The sequence below is a fragment of the Microcoleus sp. Z1_B2 genome (assembly GCF_036700325.1).
Taxonomy (GTDB): domain Bacteria; phylum Cyanobacteriota; class Cyanobacteriia; order Cyanobacteriales; family Microcoleaceae; genus Microcoleus.
On record NZ_JAUBOQ010000022.1, the window covers coordinates 81,239 to 95,043 of the forward strand.

The window sequence follows — 13,805 nt, forward strand, 5'->3', positions numbered from 1 at the left end:
CCGACTCCCACACCGACTACAAGTCCAACTCCAACTCCCACACCGACTACAAGTCCAACTCCCACACCGACTACAAGTCCAACACCAACTCCCACACCAACTACAAGTCCAACTCCCACACCGACTACAAGTCCAACTCCAACTCCCACACCAACTACAAGTCCAACTCCAACTCCCACACCGACTACAAGTCCAACTCCAACTCCAACTAACAACCAGCCGCCCTTAGCCAACAATGCCAACTCCCGCCTCGCGCCCAACAGCAGCCAGTTAGTCACAGGATTGGGAGGAAGTGACCCCGACGGGTCGATCGCCTCTTACACCATCAACAGCCTGCCCCCAGCAGACCAAGCAGTCCTGTTTTTAGGAGATCCCGCCAACGGTGGCGTACCAGTGACACCCGGCCAAGTCCTGACGCCAGCACAGTTGCAGCAACTATTTTTCCAAGCCACGGGCAACTTTACAGGAGCAAATTTCACCTACAGCGCCACAGACAACAGCGGCGCCACCAGTCCCGCTACCGCTACTGTCGCGGCCATACTTCCAACTGACAACCAACCGCCCTTAGCCAACAATGCCAACTCCCGCCTCGCGCCCAACAGCAGCCAGTTAGTCACAGGATTGGGAGGAAGCGACCCCGACGGGTCGATCGCCTCTTACACCATCAACAGCCTGCCTCCTGCAGACCAAGCAGTCCTGTTTTTAGGAGATCCAGCTAACGGTGGCGTACCAGTGACACCCGGTCAAGTCCTGACTCCAGCACAGTTACAGCAACTATTTTTCTCCACAACAGGCAACTTTACAGGAGCAAATTTCACCTACAGCGCCACAGACAACAGGGGCGCCACCAGTCCCGCTGTCGCTACTGTCGCGGCTATCTTGCGGCCGGATGGGCAAACTCCCACACCGACTCCAACTCCAACTAACAACCAACCGCCATTAGCCAACAATGCCAACTCCCGCCTCGCGCCCAACAGCAGCCAGTTAGTCACAGGATTGGGAGGAAGTGACCCCGACGGGTCGATCGCCTCTTACACCATCAACAGCCTGCCTCCTGCAGACCAAGCAGTCCTGTTTTTAGGAGATCCAGCCAACGGTGGCGTACCAGTGACACCCGGCCAAGTCCTGACTCCAGCACAGTTGCAGCAACTATTTTTCCAAGCTACGGGCAACTTTACAGGAGCAAATTTCACCTACAGCGCCACAGACAACAGCGGCGCCACCAGTCCCGCTACCGCTACTGTCGCGGCCATACTTCCAACTGACAACCAACCGCCCTTAGCCAACAATGCCAACTCCCGCCTCGCGCCCAACAGCAGCCAGTTAGTCACAGGATTGGGAGGAAGTGACCCCGACGGGTCGATCGCCTCTTACACCATCAACAGCCTGCCCTCACCAGACCAAGCAGTCCTGTTTTTAGGAGATCCAGCCAACGGGGGCGTACCAGTCACACCCGGTCAAGTCCTGACGCCAGAACAGTTACAGCAACTATTTTTCTCCACAACAGGCAACTTTACAGGAGCAAATTTCACCTACAGCGCCACAGACAACAGGGGCGCCACCAGTCCCGCTGTCGCTACTGTCGCGGCTATCTTGCGGCCGGTTTCCCCCAATCCCACACCGACTCCAACTCCAACAAATCCCACACCGACTCCAACAACTCCAACTCCAACTCCAACTGACAACCAACCGCCATTGGCCAACAATACCAACTCCCGCCTTGGGCCCAACAGCAGCAGGTTAGTCACAGGATTGGGAGGAAGTGACCCCGACGGGTCGATCGTCTCTTACACCATCAACAGCCTGCCCCCAGCAGACCAAGCCGTCCTGTTTTTAGGAGATCCAGCCAACGGTGGCGTACCAGTGACACCCGGCCAAGTCCTGACTCCTCAACAGTTGCAGCAATTATTTTTCTTCACAACGGGCAACTTTACAGGAACCAATTTCACCTACAGCGCCACAGACAACAGGGGTGCTATCAGTCCCCCTGCTACGGCTACTGTGGATGGACTGATAGTGCCAACTCCCACAACTCCCACAACTCCAACTCCAACTGACAACCAACCGCCAGTTGCCAACAATGCCAACTCCCGCCTCGGCCCCAACAGCAGCCAGTTAGTCACAGGATTGGGAGGAAGTGACCCCGACGGGTCGATCGTCTCTTACACCATCAACAGCCTGCCTCCTGCAGACCAAGCAGTCCTGTTTTTAGGAGATCCAGCCAACGGGGGCGTACCAGTCACACCCGGTCAAGTCCTGACGCCAGAACAGTTACAGCAACTATTTTTGCAAGCCACAGGCAACTTTACAGGAGCCACTTTCACCTATAGCGCCACAGACAACAGCGGCGCATCCAGTCCCGCTGTCGCTACTGTCGCGGCCATACTTCCAACTGACAACCAACCGCCCTTAGCCAACAATGCCAACTCCCGCCTCGCGCCCAACACCAGCCAGTTAGTCACAGGATTGGGAGGAAGTGACCCCGACGGGTCGATCGTCTCTTACACCATCAACAGCCTGCCCTCACCAGACCAAGCAGTCCTGTTTTTAGGAGATCCAGCCAACGGGGGTGTACCCGTCACACTAGGTCAAGTCCTGACGCCAGAACAGTTACAGCAACTATTTTTGCAAGCCACAGGCAACTTTACAGGAGCCACTTTCACCTATAGCGCCACAGACAACAGCGGTGCCATCAGTCCCGCTCCCGCTACTTTTGTCGCTATCTTGGGGGCGGATGGGCCCACTCCCACACCAACGCCCCCCACGCCGATCGTCTCAAATCCGATCGGGGAAACAGATACCGACTGTTTGTGTCAGCCCATTATTGAAAAACCGGGAATTAACTTTGCGCCCCCGCCGCCACCACCTGCAGTTGGATTTGTCCGGCCTATTTCACAATTTTCCGAGGGACAAACCACCAAAGGAACCGACGGCGATGACTTGATCGTAGACACCAAAGGCAACCAAAAAATTGTCGGTTTTGAAGGTAATGACCTGCTTTTAAGTGAAGACGGCGCGGACGAAATTTACGGCAACGAAGGCAATGACACGATTTTTGGGGGCATTGACACCGATATTGTTTACGGAGACGAGGGCAACGATATCGTATTTGCAGGCAAACAGAACGACTGGATTGCCGGCGACTTAGGCTCGGACACTCTGTTTGGAGATCGAGGTGCCGATACGATTCTCGGAGACACCGGGGAGAACAACTCCCAGAGTCCTGACGATGCTCGCGATTTGATCTTCGGAGGCGAGGGTGCAGACCTCATTAACGGCAACGAGGGCGACGATACCATCCATACCGGCAAAGGTGACGATATTGCCCTTGGAGGTAAAGAAAATGACCTGATTTGGGGCGAACTCGGCTCCGATACGTTGTTTGGTGGCATCGGCTCCGACAGCTTGTTTGGGGGAATCCGCGACCAAAGGGCCAGCGACTCCCAGGGACGCGACTTGCTTTACGGAGGCTTCGGTGACGACTTCCTCCACGGCCAACAAGACGACGATACCCTGGTTGCAGGCAAAGATAACGATCGCGCTTACGGAGGTAAAGGCAATGACCTGATCTACGGTCAATTAGGCTCCGATACTCTCTACGGTGGCGAAGGAGCCGATACTTTGCTCGGTGACAGTGGCAGTTCCCAGTCCATCGGGGATATCGGGGAACAAGACTTGCTCTTTGGTGGCAGTGGCAATGACATCATCGGCGGCGGCCATGGTAATGATACGGTGCAAGCAGGTAAAGGCAATGATTGTGTTTGGGGTGGCAAAGATCATGACCTGATTTGGGGCGAACTTGGCTCTGATACGCTGGTTGGCGACAGTGGCGACGACACCATGTACGGTGGTGCTCGAAGTCGAGCTCAAGATGCTGGCGGCCAAGACTTGCTCTTTGGTGGCCTCGGTGCTGATGTGCTGTTCGGCGATGAGGGTGACGATACCATCAGTGGCGGTGAAGACAACGATTTGATTTACGGCGGTAAAGCTAACGACCTCATACACGGAGATCAAGGTGACGACTCGATTTACGGCGGTGACGGCAGCGATGAACTCTGCGGTGGCGAGGGCAACGATACTATCTATGGCGATCGTGCTGATAACCGGGGTGTCTCGGTGCGGGCAAACGGCCAGCAAGACTGCGTCAACGGCGGTGACGGCGATGACTTGCTCTACGGTAATGAAGGCCAAGATACTATCAACGGAGATGCTGGCAGCGATACTCTGATTGGTGGTAAAGATAACGACATTCTCAATGGGGGATCTGGAGATGACTGGCTGTTTGGCGACTTGGGCGAGGATACTTTAATTGGAGGTATGGGGAGCGATCGATATGTGTTGAGTGCTGATGGCGGCATTGATACTGTGATTAACTTCGAGGTAGGCGTCGATAAGTTGGTTTTGACCGACGGCCTGAGTTTCCAGCAGTTGCAATTTAGCGCCACTCCGAACGGTACGTTGCTGCTAGTAGCAGGAACCGATCGGGTTCTAGCAAATCTGGTTGGGGTTAACGGGGCGATCGGCTCCTCGGATTTCCTACCAAATCTCTCTGAGCTCTAGAATTGGCGGCGAAAGTCTCCTGTTCTGGCGAACAAAACGCCACAGCAGATTAGAACTTCTGTGGCGTTCCTCACAATACTCAATCCGGGTTAGAAACTTTGTAGCGATCGGCCCTTGACATCGCTCTTACAGTTGCCTTTTGTCCCTCTCTAAAATGCTAAAAAATAAATGTGTATTCAAGCCTGATTTGGTATAACATCAAATCGGTTAGCCTGGGGATTATTCATAAATCTCTTATTTTTATCGGCGTGAATCTATTGTCATCTGCGGTGAAGAAATTCTCTTTTTTTACCGCTGATACAGGCCGATAAGGGATGAGAATTAAATAAAATCCACTTTTCATGACTGTTGTGGGATGGGCCTAAGAGCCCGTCCAAAAAGGACGGGCTCTTAGGCCCATCCCACTTTCAAGAGTGGAAGTTATTTAATTCTCATTCCTAATTTTATTGTGTTGCGCGATCGGGCTTAAGAGCCAACTAAAATTTATCACTAATTCCCCATTGCCATTCCATTGATTCACAATTTGGAAGTAAAAGATACACGGATAGCTATTTTTTCCTTTTTCTTGGCGAAGCTCCAATTCTCCATAATCAATTCAAATACTTAGCTTAGGATAGCGGAATCTGCTTGCGTAAAAACAGGCGGCGCGGCTGGCCCAACAGCCAACCAGTCCAATTCCAATCCACCTGTTGCAAGCGATAGCCGGCCTGATAGTATAACTGTCGCGCCGCGTGATTATTTTCCAGAACGTGGAGGTAAATCTCAGAAAATCCCCATTCTTTGGCTGTCTCCTCGCAGTTGCTGAGCAATTGTTGAGCAACTCCCTGCCGCCGGTACTCCGGGTGAACGGCTAAATTCGACAAATAAGGATAGTCAGAACTAGGGATTTGCCAAGGGAAGCGAGAACGCAGAGCCATTTCTACTGTTCCTGTTATGCGCTGATCTCGGTGCGCCCTATAATTCTGCGTTCCCTCCTCGCGCGAGACTAGCTCAGCAACCAGACAAATGTAATGTTCTGCTTTAGAACGCAGTCGATTTTTTAAATCTTCGTAAATGCCCAAACGCAACACTGGATACACCCATTCTACAAACCCCTCGCGGGAGTGAAAGCTCATGGCTAAAATATCCGCTAGCTGCGTTAAGTCGTTGGGCGCAGCGACTCGGATCGAAAAACCAGAAAGTCCGGGAGTTTGTTGTTGGTGAGATGGTGAGGAAAAAAATGAAGGATTCACAATGCCAGGCCACTATATTAATTTTTTTTACGCGGGTTTCTAAGCTACCCTCTTAGAAAATTCACTGATGTTATACTGCTCTTATAACGTAACTTATAGGCATAGTTTATTTGCCAGATTAAATTACATTTTTTGGCGATGGACTTTAAGTAGCATTTGAGGTAAATGGAAAATTTTTAGCATTTAATACTCTAGTTATGAAAAAATAAAACTCATCCCCTAATAGTAGATTTGTGGATCAGCTATTTTGCCTTTAAATTGAAGCTCGATCCCTGGCTTTCTGCCGGCATCACAAGAGTTTAAGTAAACGGTAGCTTACAAATTAAATGCGCGACAGCTTAGCGGGCAAGGTATTAAAAACAATCACAAAGGTTTTAACGTCAGGTTCCCGAAATCCTACCGCTCTCTGCTTATTGAAATACCCGATCGAATATAATTTATCCGTCAAGCGGTAGTTGAAAAACTCAACGACTGACCATACTAACACTGGGATCGCTGGCGCGTCGGATGTTCCCCGCCGCCCCCCGGCCTGGCACCCCAGCTTTCAGCAGTTCTGGGCTATCCATCGCCCGTCCCCAATCGAACCGGCCTTACCTGTTGAGCTACTTGGTACTTTTCCAACGTCCAATTTAAATTTGGATGCCTGGAAACAGTCTGCAGGGGTTTTCCCCGTCGGTTCGATACTCTGCTGCGCGCGAGACCTTCAAAACCTCGATCGAGCTGATTGACCCTGCCCAAAAACAGATACAAGCCACCGACACTCGTCGTGGAGAGATCAAAATTTTAGACCCTAGTTCAAGCTCCCCGATTCATCTGTGGAGTAAATCTAAAATCTAAAATCTAAAATCTAAAATCGACCGATCGGTTTCCACAGAGTACATCCCTAGCTAAGATTAACAGATGGATGCTCAAACTTGCGGTGTTTCGCCGCAGTAATTAGCTTGGGCGTTGGCCTGCAGGACGCACAAAAAATGCCGATATCGGGGAAAAAAGTGCAAGTCTAACTAAAATGGTACAGCAATTGCGTCACTCCCACAGACACCTCTGTGGTCTGTGGGCCACCCCCGAATATCAGTCAGGGGTTCAGGGCCCGATGGTGGTCGCTATCCTTGGCTGACTGTTAAAGTTGCTATTACTTGTGGGAAAAAACACAGGCGAAGATGTTGGTTGTCTATAGTATTTTGCTGCAGGCAGCTTTCACATACCAAATAAAATATTCCCAGGAGGCAGGAGCAAACATAAATTTGGCTAATCAACTCACAATCAAGACGGTTATTCCTCTGTATTCTGAGATATCCAGACGGCAGTTAAAATGGCCAGATTTGTGTTTGATCTCCGGCGGCCTCAAGGTAAGGGGTGAAAGAAATTTATCGGGAGACGAGTTTATGTGAAGATCGTTGAATAATAAAATTGGGGTGCACGACAGATAACTGTGGCTCAGAAGAATTCCGAATTGAAAACCCAGACATCAAAAATCAAGGTTGATGCTTGCCTCGGCATACTTACAACAAATTCATATTCACGAATTATTGTGATACCATTTTCCCAAAATAATGGCGACCTAGGCAAACTCCCAATCCTTATGTCAGGAGTCATTCGCAATCGAAAATCGAAGGTCGAGAATCGAAAATGGTATGACTTCAGCAATTTAAATCGGCGAATTCTTCCTTTAATCAGACTTATTAAATCGAACAGCCCCGGGGCACAGGAGAACGGTGCATGAATTCCCAAGAAAATCCTAAGCTAAAAATTCTGATAGTCGATGACGAACCGGATAACCTCGACTTGCTTTACCGCACCTTCCATCGAGACTATAAAGTGCTCAGAGCCGAATCTGGCCCCGCTGCTCTCGAAATTTTGGCAAAAGAGGGAGAAGTAGCAGTGATTATCTCTGACCAGCGAATGCCAAAAATGAGCGGTACGGAGTTTCTCAGCCTGACGGCGGCTCAATACCCCGACGTGATCCGGATTATTTTAACTGGCTATACGGATGTTGAAGATTTAGTAGAAGCTATTAACGCTGGCAAAGTATTCAAATACGTTACCAAGCCTTGGGATGCTCAAGAGCTGATCAATCTTGTTAGTCAAGCTGTTGAGACTCACAATCTTCTGAAAACGCGCACCAATGAACTGCGCCGTGCTTTGAGCCAAGAATCGCTGCTTTATGCCGTTACCAATACTATCCGATCGGCTCCCAATTACCAGCAAATGCTGCAAAGAATTGTGGAAACTGTCGGGCAGATGTTTGAGGTGAGTTGCTGTCTGCTGCGGCCGTTCCAAGACGGCCGGGTGGCCGATGAGTGGTTCGTTTACCAGAAGGCAGAAACTAAAGGTGTGGGGGGCGATGAGGAAGTCACGCCCGGTGATGCTTCTGCTGCCGAACTCTCCCCGGATTTGCTGCCGGATTTGGTTTGGGAAACTCTGGATGTGGAGGTGATTCAAGATGCCCAAACTGACGATCGAGTTTTAAACTGGGATAATCCACAGCGAAAGCAGGCTTACGAAGCTGCGAATATTCGATCCAGCTTGATCGTACCGCTATTTTACAAAATCGAACTGATGGCAGTCTTGGCGCTGCATCAGTTTGAGGAACCGCGCCAGTGGCAAGACCACGAGGTACAGTTGGTAATTACGGTGGCAGACCAAGCGGCTTTGGCGCTTTCTCAAGCCCGGGCTTACGAACAGGTGCGGGCGCTGGCCAAGCGCGAGGCCTTAGTCAATACTATTACTACGGCAATTCGATCGAGTCTCGATCCCCAAAATATTTTTGCAGCCATTACTCAACAACTCGGCCAAGCTTTGCAAGTTGACGGCTGCGCCCTATCTCTGTGGACAGAAGATGATGAATACGTCCAATGCGTGGGGCTATACGACACAGATAGGGATACCGTGGCTGTAGAACAGGGTTTTCTTGATAATCCAGAGCTAGTTGCGAACCCTCTGGGCTACGAGACGGATTCTGGTGATGCTGCTGCTAACACTCGCGCCTGGGTTTTTGCCCATCCTTCTTTGCCACAGTCTTTGGTGCCGATTCGGGGCAATCCGCTGTTGTTGCAAGTTATGGTATCAAAAGAGCCGGTGGCGATCGAAGACCTCGACGAACACCCCGAATTAAATGTTACAGAACTGCAAGTTCGATCGCCAGCCCGCGCCCTGTTAGTCGTTCCCTTGCTCTCAGAAGGCAAAATCATCGGCAGCATTTCGCTGCGCCAAAATCACAGCATCCGCCGCTGGAACATCTCAGATATTGACCTGGCCCAAATAGTCGCAACTCAAGCTGCTCTAGCCGTGCAGCAGTCGCGCCTCTACCAGACTACCAGACAGCAGGCAGAACGGCTTCTGGAAGCCGATCGGCTCAAAACCGAATTTTTCCAAAATATCTCCCACGAGTTCCGCACGCCTCTAACTCTAACTATCGGCCCTCTGGAATCAGCTTGCAGGCGTAAAGAAGACTTACCCTACGAACAAGCCGTAATCGCTTTGCGTAATTCCCGCCGCCTCCTGCGCTTGGTAAATCAACTGCTGGACTTGCAGCGGCTAGATGCCGGACGGATGCAGCCGAGTTTTCGCCCCTGCGATTTGGTCGGTTTCTGTTACTCTACCGCAGAGTCGTTCCGCGCCTACTGCGAGAAAAAAGGACTGCACTTAATTACCCAACTGCAAGAATGTCCTTTACTTTATTTGGACTTGGAAAGATTTGACAAAGTTATTTACAACCTGCTATCAAATGCTGTTAAATTCACCCCAGAAGGCGGAACTATCACCCTGAAAGTTGAATCTGCCGGCGCTCACTGTTTGTTGCAAGTAAAAGACACGGGTATCGGCATTCGCACCGAACAAATTCCCTATTTATTCGAGCGATTTCACCAAGCCGAAGGTTCAGCTAGTCGTTCCTACGAAGGCAGCGGTTTAGGTTTGGCACTTGTCAAAGAATTAGTCGAACTCCACGGCGGTCAAATTTCAGTTGAGTCAGTTTACGGCGAAGGTACTACTTTTACCGTTTGGCTGCACTTTGGTTCGACGCACTTGCCCCCGGAACAGGTACTAGAAATACCTGCGGAGTTTCACTCATCGAAAGCTGCGGTGGAACTGGCCGATGTGGAGGCGGATTTATCAGAAAATGAGGCTGAAAATCATAACTTTGAGTCGCTCCAACCTGTCCGATCGGAAACAGCAGTGGGAACGGTTTTGGTGGTGGACGACAATCCAGATTTGCGCTTTTATGTGTCAGCAATTCTCCGAGATGCCGGCTTTGCAGTTTTGCTCGCCCGCAACGGAGAAGAAGGATTTGCCGTGGCTAAAAAACGTCGCCCTAATTTAATTATAACGGATTTGATGATGCCTTTGATTTCGGGCTTGGATTTGATTAAGATGATTCGAGAAGATGAGGAATTGCAGGGAACTCCGGCAATTTTGCTGACTGCTAAAGCCGACGAAGATACTCGAATTGAAGGAGTAGAACGGGGTGCGGATGCTTATTTGTCCAAGCCTTTTAACGATCGAGAATTGTTGGCGGAAGTGCGGAATTTGATCGCCCTCAAACAAAACGAGCGGCGAGTGCAGCAGTTGAACAGTTATTTAACTGAGTCGGTGCTGCGCCGATTTTTGCCGCCGGCGATGGTGAAGGCCGCAGCGGCTGGAGATTTGGCCTTGGATTTGCGCCCGGAACCGCGATTGATTACTATTTTGTTTAGCGATATTGTCGGTTTTACTCAAATGGCAAATACGCTGCGATCGCGCCGGGTAGCTGAGCTGTTAAATGAATATTTGGCGGCAATGACTAAGGCTATTTTTGACAGTGGCGGTACGGTGGACAAGTTTGTTGGAGATGCGGTAATGGCTTTCTTTGGCGCGCCGGAGGAATTAACGCCTAATGAGCAAGTACGCCGCGCTGTGGCTGCTGCGGGGCAAATGCTGGGAGCTCTCAAGGAGCTTAACAAGGGCTGGTTGGAGCAGGGAATTGTTGGGGAAAATGGCGTCCCTCCGGTGCGGTTTCGCTGCGGAATTCACCAGGGTACTGCGGTGGTGGGGATGTTTGGCGGCCCCGATCGATCGGATTATACTGCGATCGGGCCGAGCGTGAATATTGCCGCCCGCTTGCAAGAGGTGACGGAACCAAACACGGTGCTAATTTCGGCGGCGGTTGCAGATTATGTGGAGGAAAATCGCATTGTTAAATATAAGCCTTTGAAACTAAAGGGAATTGATGAAACTGTATTGACTTTTTTACTAAATTGTGATTAGTCATTATAAGTATTATATGTTGATATCCCACGCACAATTTCGGGAAAAACCTATTCCTAAATAAGTAGATGAGTGGCCAAATATGTATGTAGCCCAAAGCGATTATCACTCCGTGAAACGCTCATTTGGAGCGCGAATTAAATAACTTACAATTTTAATTGTTATTGTGGGATGGGCGTCCTTTTTGGACGGGCGGGACGCCCATCCCACTTTCAAGAGTGGAAGTTATTTAATTCTCATATCAAATCCGGTAGCATCGGAATTATTCCTCTCTGTATTCTCTCCCTCTGCGTTCTCTGCGCCCTCTGCGGTTAAATCATTCCGATACAACCGGAAACGATATCATTCCTTAGAAGCGATATTTTATGACAATAATCGCCCGATTGATGATAGCTTGACTGTCGCACCTACTTATATCATTTCCGGTAACACCGTAATGATGTTGACTGTTGACGGTTGACTGTTGACGCCGTGAACAGTCAACTCTAATTTACTATTCCGAAGCTGCAACCGGAATTGATATAATTCATCTGCGTTAATCTGTGTTAATCTGCCTGTATCTGCGGTAAAAACAAGAAAATTGCTTAACCGCAGATGACAATTAATTGACGCTGATTCACGCTGATGCAGAGAAGAGATAGATGAATAATCCCGATGCTAACAGATTTGATATTAATTGTTAAATCTAAAATCTAAAATCTACAATCGACTCACCAAAGTTCAAGATTCCCAAGGGCGACTGGGGAGTCAACTCTAAAATCTAAAATCTAAAATCTAAAATCTAAAATTGACTGACTTTCCTGGCTTGAATCTATCAAAAGAGGGAACTTTTTTAACAGCTCATCGGTGGATAACCTCTATCTAGAGAACGGTTCCGCCGATCGCTCAAATCGAGTAAAAATAGAAGGTCACATCTCCTTTTGTATTCTATGAAACTGAATTATTTTACGAAACGGCTTTCGACTTTAGGGCGCTTGATGGCTACAACAGTCCTTTGCGTGTCAGCGATGGCCTTCGTTTGGTCTGGTGCGTTCTTCTCCAACACCGCAGCAATGGCTTCTCCTGCTGTAAACTCGATCGCAGCAGCAGATGCGGGCGATGCGGTTCAAGAAAAAGCTAGCAAAGATGCTGGACGAGCCAAGAACTTCATCCGAGATACAGAAGAGAAGGTTAAGGAAGCTGCCAAGACAAATGCTGCTAAAGTCGATCGAGCATCGGAGGATGGTAGTGTCGTAGAGCGCAAAGCTAAGAAAGATGCGGCCACAATTGAGAAAAGAGCATCGGAAGATTCAGCTCGGACTCAGGAAGCAGTAGATAATACCAAGAATGCTGTAGAGCGCGCTGTTGACGGCATCAAGGATGTTTTTAGCAAGTAGACAATAAATTAAGTAGGTAAGCGCAAAAAAACAATAATATCTTGCAGGGGCTTGTAGGGGCGGCTTTAGGGCTTATCTACAGTAAGGGCGAGTCATCGTTGCAGAACCCGCCCTCTCCCAAGTAATGTTTATTTGTACTTACTTACTTACTTACTTGAAACTGAAAGATTGATGTACATTGACCAAGACCTCTAGACGGCTCGTGTAAGCGACCCCAAGCCCTTCTTTAAAATTGCCGCAAAAAGCGCAAATCGCTAGCATAAACCCGGCGAATATCGTCGATTTCATAAAGTACCATTGCGAACCGCTCGACACCAAAACCGGCCGCAAACCCAGTATATTTTTCGGGATCTAAACCGACTCCTTTAAGAACATTAGGATCGACGGTTCCGCAGCCCAAAACTTCCAGCCATTTGCCGTTCCACTGCAAATCTACTTCGGCAGAAGGTTCGGTAAAAGGAAAGTAACTCGTGCGAAAACGAATCGGCAAATCTTGTCCGAACATTTGTCGCAAAAACTCTTTAATCGTGCCTTTCAAGTCAGTAAATGTCAGACCTTCACCAATTGCTAAAAGCTCAATTTGGTGGAAGACTGCTGCGTGAGTAGCATCAACAGTATCGCGGCGGTAAACGCGGCCGGGAGAGACAATCCGAATCGGCGGTTTGTGCTGTTCCATGTAGCGAATTTGCACTGATGATGTCTGAGTCCGCAGTAAGTCGCCGCCTGGTAGGTAAAATGTATCTTGCATATCCCGCGCTGGGTGGTCTGGCGGGGTGTTCAGCGCCTCGAAGTTGTAATAATCTGTTTCCATTTCCGGGCCGTTGGCGACGGTGTATCCCAGGCCGACAAAGATATCCAGAGCGCGGTCTATGACGGCGTTTAAGGGGTGAACGCGGCCTTGGGGGCGAAAAATCCCCGGCATGGTGACATCGATGGTTTCTGAGGCTAATTTGGCTTGGATTTGGGCGGTTTGGAGGGCGGCGCGTTTGTCTTCTAAATCTGCTTGCAGGGCTTCTTTGACTGTATTGGCGATCGCCCCTACTTTGGGCCGCTGGTCTGGCGACAGTTTGCCCATCATGCCTAAAATTTGAGAGAGTTGGCCTTTTTTGCCGAGGTAGCCGAGGCGCAACTGTTCGAGTTGTTCGAGGGTATTGGCACTGGCGATCGCACTTTTGGACTCTTGGCCGAGGGTTTCTAGTTGAGTTTCAATGTCGCTTAGCTGGACAGTCATTTTGATTTTAGATTTTAGATTTTAGATTTTAGATTGATGGCTGTTTTGGGCCAAGTTGAGTTTAGCGCAATTTTGGCTCGACAGCCTTGTTGATTTTAGATTTTAGATTTGAGATTTTAGATTGATGGCTGTTTTGGGCCAAGTTGGGTTTAGCGCAATTTT

General features: G+C 49.5%; 5 protein-coding genes. 3 read left to right on the forward strand and 2 right to left on the reverse strand.

The annotated features are described in order from the left end of the window. Positions 1–4,560, forward strand: a 4,560-nt coding sequence (locus QT984_RS15035) for an Ig-like domain-containing protein (RefSeq protein WP_445305857.1), incomplete at its 5' end; no start/stop codon positions are given. Positions 4,561–5,168: 608 nt separating this feature from the next. Here QT984_RS15035 and QT984_RS15040 read toward each other — a convergent pair. Further along, on the reverse strand, positions 5,169–5,792 hold the full coding sequence (locus QT984_RS15040; RefSeq protein ID WP_333052932.1) for a GNAT family N-acetyltransferase: 624 nt from the start codon (positions 5,790–5,792) through the stop codon (positions 5,169–5,171). Between the two features lie 1,719 nt (positions 5,793–7,511). Between QT984_RS15040 and QT984_RS15045 the strand changes: the two genes are divergently transcribed. Then, the gene (locus QT984_RS15045; protein ID WP_333052933.1) at positions 7,512–11,036 is read left to right on the forward strand and encodes a response regulator; all 3,525 of its coding nucleotides are present in this window, start codon (positions 7,512–7,514) and stop codon (positions 11,034–11,036) included. Positions 11,037–11,965: 929 nt separating this feature from the next. Further along, positions 11,966–12,412 (forward strand): hypothetical protein, encoded by a 447-nt coding sequence (locus QT984_RS15050; protein WP_333212871.1) that lies wholly within the window; start codon positions 11,966–11,968, stop codon positions 12,410–12,412. A 226-nt stretch (positions 12,413–12,638) separates the two neighbouring features. Here the strand turns inward: QT984_RS15050 and pheS are convergent, their stop codons facing one another. After that, positions 12,639–13,643, reverse strand: coding sequence for a phenylalanine--tRNA ligase subunit alpha (pheS, locus tag QT984_RS15055; RefSeq protein ID WP_333052935.1), 1,005 nt, complete (start codon positions 13,641–13,643; stop codon positions 12,639–12,641). Positions 13,644–13,805: the final 162 nt, after the last annotated feature.

Bases quoted from the DNA above. Each gene is read 5' to 3' on its own strand.
- QT984_RS15045 (WP_333052933.1), top strand. From the start codon at position 7,512: ATGAATTCCCAAGAAAATCCTAAGCTAAAAATTCTGATAGTCGATGAC.
- QT984_RS15050 (WP_333212871.1), top strand. From the start codon at position 11,966: ATGAAACTGAATTATTTTACGAAACGGCTTTCGACTTTAGGGCGCTTG.
- pheS (WP_333052935.1), bottom strand. From the start codon at position 13,643: ATGACTGTCCAGCTAAGCGACATTGAAACTCAACTAGAAACCCTCGGC.